Origin of the sequence: Achromobacter sp. NPDC008082 (genome assembly GCF_042957345.1) — a bacterium.
Taxonomy (GTDB): domain Bacteria; phylum Pseudomonadota; class Gammaproteobacteria; order Burkholderiales; family Burkholderiaceae_B; genus Achromobacter; species Achromobacter kerstersii_A.
Window position 1 is genome coordinate 647811 of sequence record NZ_JBIBIB010000003.1, and the last position, 18144, is coordinate 665954.

Below are 18144 nucleotides of genomic sequence, written 5' to 3' on the forward strand. Positions count from 1 at the left end.
GGTTCAGACCTGGTGGACGGGGTGTTTGGGGGCGCCAGCGCCGGGGGCCGCCGCAAAATCCGGGCCGGCCAGCACGGCGCGCAAGGCTTCGATTTCGGCGGCCACATCGGCCAGCGCGGGCGAGGGGGCGGTGACGGCGGTAGCGGGCATGGCCACGCCTTGGCCGACGGCCACGCTCATGGCGTGCAGGGCGTCGGCCAGTTGCGCGACTTCGGCGGCGGGGGGCGGCGTCTGGCCTTCCGGCCATGACCACGCCGTGTCCGAAATGGCGTTGGCCACGCGCTCCAGCGCCACCTCAACCGGCCACCATGCCAGCGCGCGGCGGCTGACCAGACGCGGTTCGGACAGCCCGCGCTGCAAGGCGATGCGCAGGTCAGACAGCCGCGCATAAGCGCGAGCGCGCAGGTCGTGGCGGTTGGCTGGGTCGGCCTGAAACACGGTATTCAGATAGGCCGCCAAGGTGTCCATCGCCGCGGACACGGCGTGGTCCAGGTTGCTGCGTTCGATGCGTATCCAGGGCAGGTAGCCCACGACCAGCACAATGCCGGCCGCCACGCCCACATCCACCAGCCGGGCCAATGCGATGGTCCAGGTGCCGGGTTGCAGCGCGCCAATCAACAGCATCAGGATGGGCACCAGAATGGCCGAGAACAATCCGTAGTTGCGGCGAATGGACCAGGGCAGCAACGCGGCCAGCGCCGCCACCGTCAGCAGGCTGGCGACGCCGCTCTGGTCCACGGCCAGCACCGTCGCGCTGATGGCCACGCCCACCACGCTGCCGGCGCAGCTTTGCAGCGCACGCGCAAAGACCGATCCAAAGTTCGGTTTGAAAATGACCACGACAATCAGCGGCACCCAGTACGACCGGGGCAGCGATGCGGCCATCGCCACTGCTTCCGCCGCGATCAGGCACAGCGCCAGCCGGATCAGGTAGCGCACCGTCGTGGGCCCGGGCCGATACGTGCGAGCCAGCACCCGCCAGGGCGTGCGCGGCCGCACGGGCGCAAGGGTTGCCAGCGGGTCCGGGTTGGGAGGCTTTGCGCCGTCCAGCAAGGGCAAGGCCTGCGCCAGGGCGTCGGCCAGTTGCGGCATATTGGCGAGGCGCAAGGCGGCGATGTCGTCGCCGGGGTCAGGGTCGGCGTCGTTTTCCACGCGGTCGGCCAAGCGGTTCATGACGCGCGCGCATTCAGGCGGCAGCACGCGGCCCGCGCGCGCCAGCGCCAGCGCGGCGTTGGTCAGCGGCGTGCAGGCCTGCAACTGCGCGGCCAGCCGCGCCAGCCGGGGCGATGGCCCCATCGCCCGGCCACGCGCCGCCAGCACGGTGTCGTAAGCGGTGGTCATGGCCGCTTCCATGTCGCGGCGCGCCACCATCGTGCGCGACGTGCCAATGGCGGCGAACATGGCGGCCAGCTTGCGGTAGGCCAGCGCCACGGCGGCGCGTTCGGGCGCGATGGGGTTCACCACCCACCCCGACAAGGTCAGCCCCAAGCCGAACAAGCCGCCCACGCCCACCAGCACCGACGGCAGCCAGGGCGGCAGGGTCGAGGTCAGGCTCGCGCCCACAATGACGTACACCGCGAATTGCAGCGTAGCAACGGCGGCGATGTTGTTGAACGTGCCGATCAGGCTGGCGATGAGCACCAGCAGCGTCATCGCGGCGCTGGTCAGCAAGCCATGCCCGGCCACCAAATTACCCAGCAGATAGCCCAAGGCGCCGCCAAACACGGTGGACCCGATGGACAGCGCCCGGTTGCGGTAGGGGCCGCCGTTGTCGCCGGTAATGGCGGGCAAGGCGCCCAGCGCGACCAGCGCGGCAGCCGCGCTTTGGTCCAGCGCCAGGCCCACCGCCGAGGGCAAGCCGATGGCCAGCGCCGCCCGCAGCGCCACCCATCGGCTGACGGGCGAGGGCTCCATATGCGCCAGGCTCATCAGCCAGCGCATGTTCGAGCTGCGCGCGCCGCGGGTCAGGGATGAACGGGACACGGCGGTTTCATGGGTGATGACATCGGAGCGGCGACATCATGGTGGGCGGCGTCAGGCCTTGATCAGCGGCGCCACGTCGGGCGCGGCCAGCCGGAAGTAGTCTTCCGTGTTCAACAGGATGGACGCGTCCAGGCGGCCGGCATTGAACACGATTTCATCGTGGCGTGAACGCAGGCTGGGGTCCACCAGCAAGTGCAGGTCAGGGTTGAAGGAAAAGGGCGGGATGGCGCCGATCTCGCAGCCGGTCAGTTCGCGCGCCAGGTCTTGGGACGCCAGCGACGCCTTTTTGCCGCCCGCGGCGCGCGCAATGGCGTCCAGGTCGGCCTGCTTGTCGGCCGGAAACACGGCCAGCACGTTCTTGCGCACGTTCGACGAGATCTTCACCCGGCAGACCAGCGCCTTGGCGCCCTGGCTGACTTCGGTGCCGCGTATGGCGGCGACTTCGACGGATCGGCCCGCCGCAGCGTGTTCGATCAGGCGGTGGCGAACCTGGTGCTGGGCAAACAGGGCTTGCAGGCGTTCAAAGACTTCCATGGCGGCAATAGGTAAGTGGACGGACGGGGGCCGCAAGCCGCGGCCCCGCACGTCGCATGATACGCCCGCCAGCGGCGCTCAGATGTCTCCGGTGAAGGCATAGCCCCAGCCCCAAACGGTGCGGATGGGCAGCTCCACATTCACATCCAGCGCCTTGCGCCGCAAGCGGCTCACGACGACGTCGGTGCGGCGGATGGATTCGCGCCCGGCTTGCGGGTCCACGCCCGGCGGGTCGCTGCGCGGCAGCCGTTTGTCGGCGGACGCCGTGAGCTTGAGCAGGAACTCGCGCTCGGCCAGGGTCAACGACAGCCGCGTGCCTTGCGGGCTGACCAGCGTCCAGGCGGCGTCGTGGAATTGCCATTTGCCCGGCGCATCGGCGAGAAGCGGCGCGGCGGGCACGACGCGCGGCTCGACGTCCGGCACAAGCGGGCGGCGCCCCGTGGCGGGCACGCGGCGCACCAGCGCCTGCAACGCCGCGGCGATTTCGGCGGTGGCGACATCGGGCTGAAAGCAGGCGTCGGCGCCGCAATGCAGCCCCAGAATGCGGTTTTCGGGCGTGTCGAAGGTTGAGACCGCAACAATGCCGGCGGTCGTGTCCATGGCGCGCAGACCTGCGACGGCCATGCAGAGGTCGGTTAATTCGGCTTCCATTACCAACAATGGCGTGCGCCGCGCCTGAAACAGGCGGAACAGGCCATTGGAGTCCTCACAGCGTCGAGGCGAAAATCCCATGCCAGCCAGTGCGTCGCTGCGGCGCACTCGTTGGTCGGGATCGGGAGAGAAGACGATCAGGTCTAGTAGGTCATTCATGAATCGTAGTGATCTGTGCAGCTTGAGCGCATGCATGATGCTACGGATACCACCATTTCCCAAACGTCGCACAACGCCACTTTCGTACCCGAATTCTCAGACATGATTACGGGCCATCTGCTACGCGCGGGCGGGGTTTGACCGCCCGATTGAATCGAACATTGTTTGAATCAAGGCAGGGTGGCACCCCGCTGACTCGGGGTTGAACGCGCGCGGGCTATCGGGTTGCTGTGGCGGGCGGGGAAGCCGCGGGTTCGTTCCACCAGCCGCCGCCCAGCGCTTGCAGCAGCGCCGCCGTGTCCGCATAGCGCGCGGCATCGGCTTGCGTGCGTGCAATACGCGTTTGCAGCAGCTGGCGCTGGCTGTCCAGCAGGCTTTGATGGCTGATGCCGCCCGCGGCATAACGGCCTTGCGCGATGCGTTCGGCGTCTTCGGCGCGGCGCCAGGCCTGGTCATAGGCGGCGAAGGCTTCGCCGTCGGTTTGCACGGCGCGCAGCGCGTCCGCCACTTGCCGGAAACCGTCCAGCACGGTTTGCCGGTACGACGCCGCGGCGGCGTCATAGGCGGCTTCTGCCGAGCGTTTGCGCGCCCGAAGTTCACCGCCGCGAAATAAGGGTTGCACCACACCCAGCCCCAGGTTCCACACGTTTACGCCGTTGGCAATATCCCCCACACTGGTGCGTTGCGACCCAAAACTGGCCGTCAACGTGAACTGCGGATACTGATTTGCCGTGGCCACGCCCACATCCGCCGACGCTTTATGCCACAACGCTTCGGCGGCCAGGATGTCGGGCCGCTGCCGTGTCAGGGCGGACGGCACGCCGGTGGGAATATCGGCAGGCAGCGTCAGATCGGCCAAGCGCAACGGCGGCGTCGTCAGCGCCGCGGGCGGCATGCCCAGGTACACGGCCAATTGGTGCGTGGCCTGCGACAGCTGTTGATCCAGCGGCGGCAACGTGGCGCGCGTTTGCGCCACCAGCAATTCCTGATTGCTCAAGTCCGCCTGCGCAACCCCGCCCGCCGCCACGCGTTGCCGCATGATGTCTTGCTGGCGCAGTTGCGCCGCCAGCAATTCGCGGGTGGCGGCCAGCCGTTCGGACACGTCCGCCTGGCGGATGGCGGCGGTAACCACGTTGGCGGCCAGCGCCATGCGCGCGGCCTGCCATTCGTGCGACTGATAATCCACTTGCGCCGCCATGCCTTCCAACGCGCGGCGGTTGCCGCCAAACACATCCAGCGTGTAGGACACATCAATCGACGCGTTGTAGAGCGTGAAGGGCGGCGGCAATTCCGCAACGGGCACGCCGTAAGCGGACGGGTCCACTTTCTTGCGCGCGCCCGACAGGTTGGCGTCAACCGATGGGGCGAGCCGGCCGCCCGTTTCGGCATCCAGATCTTCGGTGGCCTGGCGCAGCCGCGCGCGTGCTTCATCCAGCGTGGGGCTGGCGTCCAGCGCCTGGCGCACCAATTGATCCAGCGCGTCGGAATGAAACAGCGTCCACCATTGCGCGGGGATATCCACGCCGGGCTTCAATTGCTGTGCGCCGGCCGTTGGGGCGTTGTCTTGCGAGGAATACGCGGCCACATCCGGCGCGGCGGGCGCTTGAAAATCAGGCCCCACCGCGCATCCGGAAACCAGCAGCAGAAGCAGGCTCAGCGCCGCCAGGGGCGGGCGGTGCTGCGGCAAAGCAAGAGGCGTGAACAGTGACATGGCGCGTTAATCCAGGGTTCGGCGGTAGAACTTCACGGCAAGGGTCATGACGACCGCGGTGAACACCATCAGCGGCCAGATGCTGGGCCACAGGTCCCACCAGCCGTTGCCTTTCAGCAGGATGCCGCGAATCAGCCGGTTGAAATGCGTCAGCGGCAGCAGGTTGCCCAGGTACTGCGCCCACATCGGCATGCCCTGGAACGGGAACATGAAACCGGACAGCAGCATGTTGGGCAGGAAATAAAACATGGTCAGCTGCATGGCTTGCAGCTGGTTCTGCGCCAGCGACGACAGCGTGATTCCCACCGTCAGGTTCGCCGCCACGAATAGCAGCGCCGCCAGATACACCGACAGCAGGCTGCCCAGAATCGGCACATGGAACACGAAGTGCGCGGCCAGCAAGATGATGGTGGCCTGGATCAGCCCGATGGCGATGTAAGGCACGATCTTGCCCGTCATCACCTCAAGCGGGCGCACCGGCATGGCCAGCAGGTTTTCCATCGTGCCGCGCTCGCGTTCGCGCGTCATGGCAAGCCCCGTCATCATCACTAGCGTCATCGTCAGAATCACGCCCATCAAGCCCGGCACGGTGTTGTATTGCGAGATCTGCTCTTCGTTATAGAGCTGGTGCACGCGCACGTCGAACGCGGGTTGCCCGCCCGCCAATCCGGCAAGCGGCCCCGTCAAATCCTTCTGCGCCACGGCCTGCGTCAGCTGCGTCGCCGCGCCAATCGCCATGCCGGTGGCCATGGGGTCGGTGGCGTCGGCTTCAATCAACAACGCGGGGCGCTCGCCGCGCAATAAGCGGCGCGAGAAGTCCGGCGGTATCGTCACCACGAACAGCACGCGGCCTTGCGCCAGCGCCGCGCGGCCGGCTTCCTCGTTGTCCAGCTCTTCGGTGATGTGGAAGTAGTCTGACGACTTCATCGCCGCGATGAAGCTGCGCGTGAAGGGGCTGTGGTCGGCCGTGATGACCGCCGTGGGCATCTGCTTGGGGTCCGTGTTGATGGCGTAACCGAACAGCGCTAGCTGCATGATGGGCAGGCCCACAATCATGCCGAACGTGATGCGGTCGCGGCGCAGTTGCAGGAACTCTTTCAGCACCATGCTCCACCAGCGCGACCACGAAAAGCCTTGCAGATGGCGCATCATGGCGGGCTCGCGAAGTTGTCGGTGGACCGGTTCATCAAGTAGATGAAGACGTCTTCAAGACTGGTGTCGATGCGTTCCAGCCACAGGTCCTGGCCGTCGATGGCCTGGCGCAGCGTGCGCTCCAGCTGGCCGGCGTCGCGCCCGCTGATGTGCAGCGCCGAGCCGAACGCCACGGTCTGGTCTACGCCCGGCGCGCCGCGCAGGCGCTTGCCCAGCGGCACCAGATTGTGGCCATGGATGGCCCAGGTGGTCAGATGCTGTTCGGCGATCACTTCGTCGGCCGTGCCTTGCGTCAGCAGGCGGCCGTACGAGATATAGGCCAGCTTGTGGCAGCGCTCGGCTTCATCCATGTAATGCGTGCTGACCAGCACCGAGATGCCGCGCGCGGCCAGCTCGTGCAGCTGCTCCCAGAAGTCGCGGCGCGCGGTCGGGTCCACGCCCGCGGTGGGTTCGTCCAGCAGCAGCAGGCGCGGTTCGTGCAGCAGGCAGGCGGCCAGCGCCAGCCGTTGCTTCCATCCGCCCGACAGCGACCCCGTCAATTGTTTGGCGCGGCTTTGCAGGCCCAGATCTTCCAGTGCGCGGTCCACGGTTTCCTTGCGCTGCGGCATGCCATACATGCGCGCCACGAAGTCCAGGTTTTCGCGGATCGTCAGGTCGTCCCAGTACGAGAATTTTTGCGTCATGTAGCCCACATGCCGCTTGATCTCGGCGCTTTCGCGCAGGATGTCGTAGCCCAGGCAGGTGCCGCTGCCTGAGTCGGGCGTCAACAGGCCGCACATCAGGCGGATGCTGGTCGTCTTGCCGCTGCCGTTGGGGCCAAGAAAGCCGAAGATCTCGCCTTCCTGCACACGCAGCGACACATCGTTGACGACGTGCTTGTCGCCGAAATGCTTGTTCAGCCCGTGCACGTCGATGACGGCGCGCCCGGCATCGGGGGGGGCGTTGTCTGGCGCGTTCATTGCAGCGTGGCCTCAACCGGCTGGCCGGGATGCAGCCGCGTGGCGGCTTCAGGCGTGGGGCGCGCTTCGACCATGTACACGAGCTTGCTGCGGCTTTCGCGGCTGTAGATCACCGGCGGCGTGTACTCGGCCTGATTCGACACGAAGTCGATATGCACGGGAATGGGGTCGCCGCAGCCGTCGCAGCGCAGCGTGGCCTGCTGGCCCACCTTCAATGCGCCCACCACGGTTTCCGGCACGAAGAAGCGCACCTTGATATTGCCGGGTGGAAGCAGGCTGACGACGGGGCTGCCGGCGGGCACCCATTCGCCCACGCGGTACATCGTGTCAAACACCTGGCCCGCTGCCGGGGCGCCCAATTGCTTTTGCGCCAGCGTCCATTCGGCTTGAGCAAGCGTGGCGCGGGCGGCCTCGACTTGGGCGGCCTGCGCGCGGCGCTGATCCTGCCGGCCCGGCAAGTTCGCCACTTCCAATTGCGCGCGCAATTCGCGCACGCGGGCGGCGTCTGACTGCGCCTGCTCGCGGCTGTCTTCCAGCTGCGCGCGCGCAATCCCGCCGATGCGGAATTGCGCGGTATCGCGTTGCAGTTGCGCGGCCGAGCGGCGGCTGGCGGCTTCGGCCTGCGCCAACTGCGCACGGCTTACGTCCACTTCTTCGGGGCGCTTGCCGGTGGCGATGTCTTCCAGCTGCGCGGTGGCCGCCGCCAACTGCGCGCTGGCCTCATCGCGGGCGGCGCGTTCGCGCGTGGCCTCCAGCGTGAACAGTGGAGCGTCGGCCGCCACCTGCTGCCCGCGCTTGACGGCCAGCGCATCCAGCCGGCCGGCTTCGGACGAGGCCACATACACGTAGTCGCCTTCGACATAACCTTGATAGAAGGGGTGGGTGTCGTTCCCGCAACCGCCCAGCAACAGCAGCGCCAAGGCGGGCAGGGAACAATGCAAAAGCGGGCGCGGCATGCTCATGGTTGGCATTCCTGGGGGGCAGGGGTGGGCGGGGCGGGCGGTGAAAACAAACCGCCGGTCAGCATGGCGATGGCGTGAGCGGCAATGGCGCGGGTGTCGATGGTTTGCGCTTGCGCGTCGCCTTGCCAGATGCGCCGCCACAGGTTGGACGTGGCAAGCGGCAGCAAGGTCAGGCCAAGTATGGACAGGAACACCAGCCGCGGTTCAACGCCGGGTGTGATTCCGCCTTGGCCTTGCGCTTGCGCGATCAGGCCGGCGAACACCTGCAAGCGTTCGGTCGGCAGATGGGGCAACACGCGTTCGCGTAACTGGCCGCCTTCGTTTACGACTTCATGCATCCACAGGGCGGGCAGCCACGGGCGTTCGGTGGCGCTCTGCACGATGCGGTTGACGATTTCAACCAGGTAGCGGCGTGCGGCGGCGGCGGGGTCGGCGTTCGTGCCGCCTGCGGATTCCGCCATCAGCGGCACCGGCGCCCACACGAAGCCGATCACCGGCAGAACCCGCTCCTGCACCACCGCATCAATCAACTGATCCCGGCTCTTGAAGTAGTAATGCAGCATCGCCGGCGTGACGGCGGCGCGCTGGGCGATATGCGAAATCGTGGTGGCCGCCACGCCTTGGGCCGCGAACAGACCCGTGGCGATGTCGAGCAAGTTGGCGCGCATGGCGGCATTGTCGGGGCGCACGGGGCGCCCGGGACGGCGCGGGGAAGGGGATGACGAAGACATGGGCCGCAGTTTAATTAAGGCTTTAATTAATTAAAAGGGGATCAAGCGTCAGGGTTACAAAACAGTGCGCGGGGCTTCGATGGTGTAATGGGCCGGTTCCCCATCTTGCCACCCGGGCCTTGCCCGCAAGACCCGGGCGGCTTCCCCGTAGGAGGCTGGATTCATGTCGCAATCACCGTCAATCAACCGCCGCATCGTGCTGGCCGCTCGCCCGCATGGCGAACCCGCAGACAGCGATTTCCGTCTGGAAACAAGCGAAGTCCCCAAGCCCGGCCCCGGCCAGGTGCTGCTGCGCACCGTGTACCTGTCGCTGGACCCTTACATGCGTGGCCGCATGAGCGATGCGCCGTCCTACGCCGAACCCGTGCAAGTGGGGCAGCCCATGGTAGGCGGCACCGTCACGCGGGTTGTGGCGTCCAATCATCCTGATTTCCCCGTTGGCGAATGGGTGCTGGGCCAGTCGGGCTGGCAGGACTACGCCTTGTCGGATGGCGCGGGCCTGCTGCGTTTGGGCGCAAAGCCGCAACATCCGTCGTATTCGCTGGGCGTGCTGGGCATGCCCGGCTTTACCGGCTACATGGGGCTGTTGGACATCGGCAAACCCAAGGCGGGCGAGACGGTGGTTGTGGCCGCCGCCAGCGGCGCGGTGGGCGCGGTGGTGGGGCAGATCGCCAAAATCCACGGCTGCAAGGTCGTGGGCATTGCGGGGGGCGCCGACAAGTGCCGCTATGTGGTCGATGAGCTGGGTTTTGACGACTGCGTGGACCACAAGCTGCCCGATCTGGCTGGCCGCTTGGCGCGCGCCGTGCCGCAGGGCATCGATGTGTATTTCGAAAACGTGGGCGGCGCGGTGTTCGATGCTGTGCTGCCGCTTTTGAACCCGCGTGCGCGCGTGCCGGTCTGCGGCCTGATCTCGGCCTACAACGCCACCAGCCAGCCCGAAGGCCCCGATCGCCTGGCGCTGCTGATGCGCACCATCCTGACCAAGCGCCTGACGTTCCAGGGCTTCATCATCTTCAACGAATACGCGCATCGCTACGGTGAATTCCGCGACGCGATGGAAGGGCTGATCCAGCAAGGGCGCATCAAGTATCGCGAAGACGTGGTCGAAGGCCTGGAGAACGCGCCGCGCGGCTTGATGGGCCTGTTGAAGGGCGAAAACGCGGGCAAGCGCATTGTGCGTGTCGGCCCGGACGAGCAACCTGCAAGCTAAAGGGGCGCACCATGAAAATCCTGATTGTGCTGACTTCGCACGACACGCTGGGCAACACCGGCCGCAAGACCGGCTTCTGGCTGGAAGAGTTTGCCGCGCCGTACTACGCGTTTGTGGACGCGGGCGCGACGGTGACGCTGGCCTCGCCGTTAGGCGGCCAGCCGCCGCTGGACCCCAAGAGCGATGACCCCGACGCGCAGACGGACGACACGCGCCGTTTCCGCCAGGACGCCGAGGCCCAGCGCCTGTTGGCGTCCACCCGCCGCCTGGCCGAGGTGCAGGCGGCCGACTACGACGCGGTGTTCTATCCGGGCGGCCATGGCCCCTTGTGGGACTTGGCGGAAGACGCCAAATCGGTGGCCTTGATTGAAACGATGCTGGCGGCCGGCAAGCCGGTATCGGCGGTGTGCCATGCGCCCGGCGTGCTGCGCCACGCCAAGACGGCCGACGGCAAACCGCTGGTGCAGGGCCGTCAGGTCACGGGCTTTTCCAACGCGGAAGAGGCGGCGGTGCAACTGACCGATGTGGTGCCGTTTCTGGTCGAAGATGAGTTGGTGCGCTTGGGCGGCGTGTACAGCAAAGGGCCGGATTGGCAGCCCTACGTCGTCAGCGATGGTTTGCTGGTCACCGGGCAGAATCCGGCATCGTCGGTAGGGGTGGCGCAGGCCTTGTTGGCGCGGTTAAAGAGCTGATAGTGGCCTGAAATCGTTGCCAGCCGGACCCGGGCGGCGGCAGACGCAGTATCTGCGCCGCTTCCCGGGCTGTCTTCTGTTTGGGTTGAAGTTCGGCACACTGTGTCAGAATTGCTACTTTCTGACACAAGCGTGCCTCTCCGTTGCAGCGGCGCGCCTTCCCTGATGCCTCCCGACGTACCCGAAAACTCTGATGCTTCCCACGGCCGCCCAGCCGGCGCGGGCTCTTGCGAGGCCGCGCTGTTTGCGGCCATGCAAGCACGTGACCTCGCCACCGGCCGCCACTGCGACCGCGTGGTCGCCCTGAGCGTGGCGCTGGCCCAAGCCTGCGGCCTGAGCGAATCCGAACAAGCGGCGGTGGCGGTTGCCGCCCGCCTGCATGATGTGGGCAAGATCGGCACCCCCGACCGCGTGCTGTTTTCGCCGAACCGGCTGGAAGCGGAAGATTGGGAAATCATGAAGGGGCATGCCGCAACCGGCGCCGACATCATCATGCACAGCGACATCCCGCAGCGCGATCTGGTCGCGCTGGCGGTACGGCATCATCATGAACATTTCGATGGGTCGGGCTACCCGGCCGGGCTGTCGGGACACGACATCCCGATGCTCTCGCGCGTGATTTCGCTGGCCGATTCGTACGACGCGCTGGGCGATACGCGGCCCTACCATCCGGCCCGGTCGCACGCCGAGATCATGCGCATCCTGAATCGCGAAGCGGGGTCAAAATGCGACCCCGACATGCTGCGCGTATTTGAAGCGATGATTCTGGTCAGCCCATTACGGGTGCCGTGAATTACAGCCGGTACTTCGCCGCCACCACCGCCAGATCTTGCAGCGTGCGTTGCTGCCATGCGGCGTCGTGGCCCAGTTCTTCAGCCAGGATGCGGGCCACTTCCGGGGCGGCCAGCATGGCGGCTTCGCTATCCAGGAACAGCGCGCGGTTGCGGCGCGCCAGCACGTCTTCGGCGCTGCGCGCAAGTTCAAAGCGCGCGGCGAAACGCACGTGCGCTTCAGACAGGCCGCTGGCCTTGACCAGCATGCGCTCGGCGCCCGGCAAGGCCTTCAACGTGGCCAGATCGCTGCCGTAATAGCTGTCGGGCGTGCCCGCGTGTTCTTGCGACGGAGCCAGGCCCGATGCGCCGTGCAAGGGCAGGGACTCCGTGCGGCAGCTGGCTTGCGTCAGCAGCTGATGCTGAATCGCCGTGTCCACCACGTCTTGCGCCATGCGGCGGTAGGTCGTCCACTTGCCGCCCGTGACCGTCACCAGCCCGGCGTTGGACACCAGAATGGTGTGCTCGCGCGACAACTGCTTGGTCGATGCATCGCCCGTGGCCTTCACCAACGGACGCAGGCCCGCCCAGACGCTGGTGACGTCATCGCGTGTGGGCTTGCGGCTGAGATAGCGCGCGGCCGTGCTCAGAATGAAGTCCACATCCTGCGCGCCCGCTTCCGGGTCCAGCGGCAGGTCGTTGCGCGGCGTGTCGGTCGTGCCGACGATGGTGTGGCCGTTCCATGGCACCACGAACAGCACGCGGCCGTCGTCGGTTTTGGGGATCAGGATGGCGCGCTTGCCCGGCAGGAAATCCTGCGGCAAGGTCAGGTGCACGCCCTGGCTGGGCGCCACCATGGTCTGCGCGTTCTTGTCTTCCATGCGGCGCACGGCATCCACCCACACGCCCGTGGCGTTGATGACGCAGCGCGCGCGCAGCGAAAAGCTGGCGCCGCCGATCACGTCTTGGGCGGTCACGCCGTCGACCTTGCCGTTGCTGGTGGTCAGGCCCGTGGCGCGCACGTAGTTCACGGCCGTGCCGCCCAGGTCGAACAGCGTGCGCATCAGGCTCATGGCCAAGCGCGCGTCATCGAACTGGCCGTCGTAATACAGCACGCCGCCCTTCAGACCGCGGCCGTTGACCTTTTCAGCCAGCGTCGGCGCATTGGCCAGCGTGTCGCGGCGCGACAGCCAGCGGCTGGGCGCCAGGTTCAGCTTGCCGGCCAGCATGTCGTACATCTTCAGGCCGATGCCGTAGAAGGGCTGATCCAGCAGGTTGTAGGCCGGCACCACAAAGCCCAGCGGCCACACCAGATGCGGCGCGTTGCGGTTGAGCAGGCCGCGTTCGTGCAGCGCTTCGCGCACCAGGCTGACGTTGCCTTGCGCCAGATAGCGCACGCCGCCGTGCACCAGCTTGGTGGCCTTGCTGGACGTGCCTTTGGCGAAGTCGGCGCCTTCGATCAGCAGCGTGCGAAACCCGCGCGAGGCGGCGTCCACGGCGGTGCCCAGGCCCGTCGCGCCGCCGCCGATGACGATGACGTCCCAGGACGGCGTGTTGTCCAGCGTGGACAACAGGCGGTTGCGATCGGGCGGGGTGACGTTGGCTAGCGGTTGGTTCATAAGTTGTCGCGGCAAAGCCGCCAAAAAAATACGGGGTGGATTCGTGCGGGGCGTCAGTGGCGGGCGGATGGCCCGGGTCTGGGGCTCCCGTTCAAGCGGGGGTGGCCGACGGGTTCGTAGAGGCGGCGGCGCCTGCCGGGTTCGGGGCCGCCGCAACGTCGCAGCGCACGCCGGAATCCAGCAACACCTGCGCCAGCGGTTCCTGCGGATGCGCGTCGGTAAAGAAACGGTCGATCTGCGAGATATGCGCCAGTTCCACCATGGCCTGGCGTTTGAACTTGCTGCTGTCTGCTGCCAGCCAGACTTCGCGCGATTGCTCGATGATGGTTCGCGCCACGCGCACTTCGCGGAAGTCGTAGTCGCGCAGCGTGCCGTCGGCTTCGATGCCCGAAATGCCGATCAGCCCGATGTCCACCTTGAACTGGCGGATGAAATCCATGGTGGCTTCGCCGACGATGCCGCGGTCGCGCGAGCGCACCACGCCGCCCGCCACGATGACTTCGCAGTCGGGGTTGTCAGACAGAATGTCCGCCACATGCAGGTTGTTCGTGATGACGCGCAAGCCGCGGTGGCGCAGCAGCGCGCGCGCAATGGCCTCGGTGGTGGTGCCAATGTTCAGAATCAGCGAACAGCCATCCGGCACGGCGCGCGCCACGGCTTCGGCAATGCGCTGCTTGCCGGCCGCATGCAGCCCCTGGCGCTTGCGGTAGGCGATGTTCTCGATGGTGGACGCTTCAATGCGCACGCCGCCATGAAAGCGCGACAGCAGGCCGGCTTCGGAAAGAATGTTCACGTCCCGCCGCACGGTTTGCAGCGTGACGTCAAAGCGTTTGGCGAGCTCTTCGATCGTGGCCGAGCCTTGGGCTCGCACCATTTCGACCAAGGCGCTCTGTCGTGGATTTAATGTCATATGCGAATGATAAAACAACAAAAGCGAAAAATAATGCCGCAGTGCAAGATTGTTTTTTGTTCGCTTCTTCGGTAAAACGCACAAAAAACGAAAGCCATCTGAAAGAGTATGCTCATCGTGTTGCGCCCTGGCGCGCAACGGCTGGGAAGTTGTGCCGCGCTGTACCGAATGCCGAAGTCCGTTTGTAAAAACAGGGACATATAAGTAGGTTGAGGAGACTAGATGCAGCTGACCCTGGACAGGATAGGTTTGCGCGCCGGTTCGCAAACGCACCTGACTCCCATGAGCCTGGCCCCCGTTCCGGGCGCCATGACAGTGCTGCTGGGGGTGACCCTGGCCGGCAAAACCTCGTTGATGCGCATCATGGCCGGGCTGGACCGGCCCACCGAAGGCCGCGTGCTGGTCGACGGCGCCGACGTCACGGGCGTGCCTGTACGCCAGCGCAACGTTGCGATGGTGTATCAGCAGTTCATCAATTACCCGTCCATGTCGGTCTACGACAACATTGCGTCGCCGCTGAAGCTGCGCGGCGAACGGGACCTCCGCGAAAAAGTCCGCGCCATGGCGGCGCGCCTGCACATTGACCACTTGCTTGAGCGCTATCCGTCTGAATTGTCGGGCGGGCAGCAGCAGCGGGTGGCGCTGGCCCGGGCGCTGGTCAAGGATGCGCCGCTTATCCTGCTGGACGAGCCGCTCGTCAATCTGGACTACAAGCTGCGCGAAGAATTGCGCGACGAGCTTTCGGAATTGTTCGCGGAAGGGCGCTCCACGGTGGTCTACGCCACCACCGAACCGGGCGAAGCGCTGTTGCTGGGCGGCCACACCGCCGTGCTGGATGCGGGCGAACTGCTGCAATACGGCCCCACCGCCGAAGTCTTTCACCGGCCCAATTCCATCCGGGTGGCGCGCGCGTTCAGCGATCCGCCCATGAACCTCTTTTCCGCCCGGCGCACGGACACGGGCTTCGTGCTGCAAGGCGAGCTGGCCGTGGACCGCTCGTTGCCCGCCAACGCCGGGGGCGACATCACCGCCGGCCTGCGGGCGGGCGCCCTGGACGTGGAGCCGCGCGCGGGGCATCTGAGCCTGCCTGGCACGGTGAAGCTGGCCGAAATTTCGGGTTCCGACACCTTTGTGCATGCCGAAACGGCGGCCGGCGATGTCGTGGCGCAGTTGCCAGGCGTGCACCGGTACAAGCTGGACGAGCGCGTGCAGCTGTATTTCGACCCGGCGCAGACCTACGCCTTTGGCGCCGACGGCGCGCTGCTGGCCGCGCCGCGCCAGCCCGCGGGGGCGGGGGAGCTCACCTGATGGCGCAGATTGAGCTGGACCTTTCGCATTCCTACGTCGCCCATCCCCAAACCGACGAGGACTACGCGCTGCTGCCGCTGAAGTTCACGTTCCGCGATGGCGGCGCATACGCTTTGCTGGGGCCGTCGGGCTGCGGCAAGACCACATTGCTCAATTGCGTGTCGGGGCTGCTGCGCCCATCGCACGGGCGGATTCTGTTCGATGGGCAGGACGTCACGGCCAAGACGCCGCAGGCGCGCAACATCGCCCAGGTGTTCCAGTTCCCTGTCGTGTACGACACGATGACGGTGGCCGACAACCTGGCATTCCCGCTGCGCAACCGGGGCATCCCGCCCGACCGCATCCGCGAACGCGTGGGCCGCATCGCCGAGATGCTGGAAATGTCGTCCGTGCTGGACCGGCGCGCAAGCGGCTTGACGGCGGACGCCAAGCAGAAGATCTCGCTGGGCCGGGGTCTGGTGCGCAGCGACGTGTCGGCCATTTTGTTTGACGAACCGCTTACCGTCATCGACCCCCAGTTGAAATGGGAGTTACGCAGAAAGCTCAAGGAAATCCACCACGAATTCAAGCTGACGCTGATCTACGTCACGCACGACCAGACCGAAGCGCTGACGTTTGCCGATCAGGTCATGGTGATGGCGCGCGGCCGCGCCGTGCAGGTGGGCAGCGCGGACGACTTGTTCGAACGGCCCGCGCATACCTTCGTGGGCCATTTCATCGGTTCGCCCGGCATGAACTTCCTGCCCGCGCAGTGGCGCGACGGCGGGCTGATGGTGGGGCAGGCGCGGGTGGAAGGCGCAAGCGGCGATCTGGCGACCAAACTGCGCGATGCCGGCCCCGTCAAGCTGGGCGTGCGGCCCGAATACCTGCGCGTCGCCGAACCCGGTGCGGCCGGCGCCGTGCCCATGCGGGTGGATCGCGTGCAGGACGTGGGCACCTACACCTTGCTGGTGGCCGACTTCGAAGGCACCGCTGTGCGCGCCCGGCTGGGCAGCAACATCGTGCCCGTGGCGGCGGGCGGCACGGTGTGGCTGTCAGTGCTGAATCCGCACACCTGCTTTTATCGCGACGAGGTGCTGATCCCATGAAACCCATCGATCATCGGGCCTGGTTCCTGGTGCTGCCCGTGGTGCTGTGCGTGGCGTTTTCGGCGATCTTGCCGCTGATGACCATCGTCAACTACTCGGTGCAAGACATCATTTCCCCCGAGCGTCGCGTGTTCGTCGGCACGGAATGGTTTGCCGCCGTCTTGCAAGATGAAGAGCTGCACGGCGCGTTGTTCCGGCAGATCGGCTTTTCGCTGGCGGTGCTGGCCATTGAGATTCCGCTGGGCATTCTGCTGGCGCTGTCCATGCCCGCCAGCGGCTGGCGCGCGTCTGCCGTGCTGGTGATCATCGCGCTGTCGCTGCTGATTCCGTGGAACGTGGTGGGCACCATCTGGCAGGTGTTCGGCCGCACCGACATCGGCTTGTTGGGCGCGACCTTGACCTGGCTGGGGGTGGACTACAACTACACCGGCAACGACCTCGACGCCTGGGTGACCGTGCTGGTCATGGACGTGTGGCATTGGACGCCGCTGGTCGCGCTGCTGTGCTACGCGGGCCTGCGCGCCATTCCCGACGCCTACTACCAGGCCGCCCGCATCGACGGGGCGTCCCGGCTGGCCGTGTTCCGCTATATCCAGCTGCCCAAGATGCGTGGCGTGCTGATGATAGCCGTGCTGCTGCGCTTCATGGACAGCTTCATGATCTATACCGAACCGTTCGTGCTGACGGGCGGCGGGCCGGGCAACGCCACCACGTTCCTGTCGCAATACCTGACGCAAAAGGCCGTGGGCCAATTCGACCTGGGCCCGGCCGCCGCGTTCTCGATCATCTACTTCCTGATCATCCTGCTGCTGTGCTTCATCCTCTACAACTGGATGCAGCGCGCAGGCACGTCCGGCGGCCTCGACGAGGAGCATCCCCATGCGTGATTCATCCACCTGGTGGCGTAACGGCTTCCTGGCCCTGTACCTGGTGTTCGCCATCTTGCCGCTGTACTGGATGCTGAACATGTCGTTCAAGACCAATACGGAAATCGTCAGCACGCTGACGCTGTGGCCGCGTGACTTCACGTTCGAGCATTACCGCACCATCTTCACGGACCCCGCCTGGTATTCCGGCTACATCAATTCGCTGATCTACGTGGTCATCAACACCGTGATCTCGCTGGCCGTGGCGCTGCCCGCGGCCTATGCGTTTTCGCGCTACCGCTTCATCGGCGACAAGCACGTGTTCTTCTGGCTGCTCACCAATCGCATGACGCCGCCCGCCGTGTTCCTCTTGCCGTTCTTTCAGCTGTACAGCTCGTTTGGCCTGATGGACACGCACCTGGCCGTGGCGCTGGCGCATCTGGTGTTCAACGTGCCGCTGGCCGTGTGGATTCTGGAAGGCTTCATGTCGGGCGTGCCGCGTGAAATCGACGAAACCGCCTACGTCGACGGCTATTCGTTCCCGCGCTTTTTCCTGACTATCTTCCTGCCGCTGATCAAGTCAGGCGTGGGCGTGGCGGCGTTCTTCTGCTTCATGTTCAGTTGGGTGGAATTGCTGCTGGCGCGCACGCTGACGTCGGTCAATGCCAAACCCATCGTCGCCACCATGACTCGCACCGTGTCGGCCTCCGGCATGGATTGGGGCGTGCTGGCGGCGGCCGGTGTGTTGACCATCGTGCCCGGCGGCATCGTCATCTGGTTCGTGCGGCACTACATCGCGAAGGGGTTCGCGATGGGCCGCGTGTAAAGGGGGCGCG

The 18144-nt window shown here is 66.1% G+C and carries 17 protein-coding genes; 7 read left to right on the forward strand and 10 right to left on the reverse strand.

The features are described 5' to 3' along the window. Window positions 1-3: 3 nt before the first annotated feature. The 8 genes from ACFZAI_RS15080 to ACFZAI_RS15115 form a co-directional block, all read right to left on the reverse strand. Window positions 4-1983, reverse strand: a complete 1980-nt coding sequence (locus ACFZAI_RS15080) for an FUSC family protein (RefSeq protein ID WP_391567615.1) — start codon at window positions 1981-1983, stop codon at window positions 4-6. Window positions 1984-2034: 51 nt separating this feature from the next. Continuing rightward, a complete protein-coding gene (locus ACFZAI_RS15085; protein WP_391567616.1) occupies window positions 2035-2517 on the reverse strand; it encodes a YbaK/prolyl-tRNA synthetase associated domain-containing protein in 483 nt (160 codons plus the stop codon). A 78-nt stretch (window positions 2518-2595) separates the two neighbouring features. Continuing rightward, the gene (locus ACFZAI_RS15090; RefSeq protein WP_391567617.1) at window positions 2596-3327 is read right to left on the reverse strand and encodes a DNA-binding response regulator; all 732 of its coding nucleotides are present in this window, start codon (window positions 3325-3327) and stop codon (window positions 2596-2598) included. 217 nt (window positions 3328-3544) lie between these two features. Next, window positions 3545-5038, reverse strand: coding sequence for an efflux transporter outer membrane subunit (locus ACFZAI_RS15095; protein ID WP_391567618.1), 1494 nt, complete (start codon window positions 5036-5038; stop codon window positions 3545-3547). A gap of 6 nt (window positions 5039-5044) precedes the next feature. After that, window positions 5045-6190, reverse strand: coding sequence for an ABC transporter permease (locus tag ACFZAI_RS15100; protein ID WP_391567619.1), 1146 nt, complete (start codon window positions 6188-6190; stop codon window positions 5045-5047). Beyond that, window positions 6187-7149 (reverse strand): ABC transporter ATP-binding protein, encoded by a 963-nt coding sequence (locus tag ACFZAI_RS15105; RefSeq protein WP_391567620.1) that lies wholly within the window; start codon window positions 7147-7149, stop codon window positions 6187-6189. The genes ACFZAI_RS15100 and ACFZAI_RS15105 overlap by 4 nt, the downstream gene beginning before the upstream one ends. Continuing rightward, entirely contained in the window at window positions 7146-8111 is a 966-nt protein-coding gene (locus tag ACFZAI_RS15110; RefSeq protein ID WP_391567621.1) for an HlyD family secretion protein, read from the reverse strand. The genes ACFZAI_RS15105 and ACFZAI_RS15110 overlap by 4 nt, the downstream gene beginning before the upstream one ends. Continuing rightward, window positions 8108-8842, reverse strand: coding sequence for a TetR/AcrR family transcriptional regulator (locus tag ACFZAI_RS15115; protein ID WP_391567622.1), 735 nt, complete (start codon window positions 8840-8842; stop codon window positions 8108-8110). Before ACFZAI_RS15115 ends, ACFZAI_RS15110 begins: the two co-directional genes overlap by 4 nt. Before the next feature lie 163 nt (window positions 8843-9005). Here ACFZAI_RS15115 and ACFZAI_RS15120 point away from each other — a divergent pair, with 163 nt between their 5' ends. The 3 genes from ACFZAI_RS15120 (at window position 9006) to ACFZAI_RS15130 (ending at window position 11539) form a co-directional block, all read left to right on the forward strand. Continuing rightward, window positions 9006-10055, forward strand: coding sequence for an NADP-dependent oxidoreductase (locus tag ACFZAI_RS15120; RefSeq protein WP_391567623.1), 1050 nt, complete (start codon window positions 9006-9008; stop codon window positions 10053-10055). An 11-nt stretch (window positions 10056-10066) separates the two neighbouring features. After that, window positions 10067-10747, forward strand: a complete 681-nt coding sequence (locus tag ACFZAI_RS15125; protein ID WP_391567624.1) for a type 1 glutamine amidotransferase domain-containing protein — start codon at window positions 10067-10069, stop codon at window positions 10745-10747. A 165-nt stretch (window positions 10748-10912) separates the two neighbouring features. Continuing rightward, window positions 10913-11539 carry an HD-GYP domain-containing protein gene (locus ACFZAI_RS15130; RefSeq protein WP_391567625.1) on the forward strand — a complete coding sequence of 209 codons (627 nt, stop codon included), beginning with the start codon at window positions 10913-10915 and terminating at the stop codon, window positions 11537-11539. A 1-nt stretch (window position 11540) separates the two neighbouring features. Here the strand turns inward: ACFZAI_RS15130 and ACFZAI_RS15135 are convergent, their stop codons facing one another. Together ACFZAI_RS15135 and ACFZAI_RS15140 are read right to left on the reverse strand one after the other, a co-directional pair. Continuing rightward, entirely contained in the window at window positions 11541-13136 is a 1596-nt protein-coding gene (locus ACFZAI_RS15135) for a glycerol-3-phosphate dehydrogenase/oxidase (RefSeq protein WP_391567626.1), read from the reverse strand. Between the two features lie 91 nt (window positions 13137-13227). Further along, window positions 13228-14046: a DeoR/GlpR family DNA-binding transcription regulator gene (locus ACFZAI_RS15140; RefSeq protein ID WP_391567627.1), complete on the reverse strand. Its 819-nt coding sequence runs from the start codon at window positions 14044-14046 to the stop codon at window positions 13228-13230. Between the two features lie 222 nt (window positions 14047-14268). Here ACFZAI_RS15140 and ACFZAI_RS15145 point away from each other — a divergent pair, with 222 nt between their 5' ends. Genes ACFZAI_RS15145 through ACFZAI_RS15160 form a run of 4 tightly spaced genes read left to right on the forward strand, consistent with a single transcriptional unit; the run spans window position 14269 to window position 18134 of the window. Continuing rightward, a complete protein-coding gene (locus ACFZAI_RS15145; RefSeq protein WP_391567628.1) occupies window positions 14269-15354 on the forward strand; it encodes an ABC transporter ATP-binding protein in 1086 nt (361 codons plus the stop codon). After that, a complete protein-coding gene (locus ACFZAI_RS15150) occupies window positions 15354-16442 on the forward strand; it encodes an ABC transporter ATP-binding protein (protein WP_391567629.1) in 1089 nt (362 codons plus the stop codon). The genes ACFZAI_RS15145 and ACFZAI_RS15150 overlap by 1 nt, the downstream gene beginning before the upstream one ends. Then, a complete protein-coding gene (locus ACFZAI_RS15155) occupies window positions 16439-17329 on the forward strand; it encodes a carbohydrate ABC transporter permease (RefSeq protein ID WP_054421708.1) in 891 nt (296 codons plus the stop codon). The genes ACFZAI_RS15150 and ACFZAI_RS15155 overlap by 4 nt, the downstream gene beginning before the upstream one ends. Next, window positions 17322-18134: a carbohydrate ABC transporter permease gene (locus ACFZAI_RS15160; protein WP_391567630.1), complete on the forward strand. Its 813-nt coding sequence runs from the start codon at window positions 17322-17324 to the stop codon at window positions 18132-18134. Before ACFZAI_RS15155 ends, ACFZAI_RS15160 begins: the two co-directional genes overlap by 8 nt. Window positions 18135-18144 lie beyond the last annotated feature (10 nt).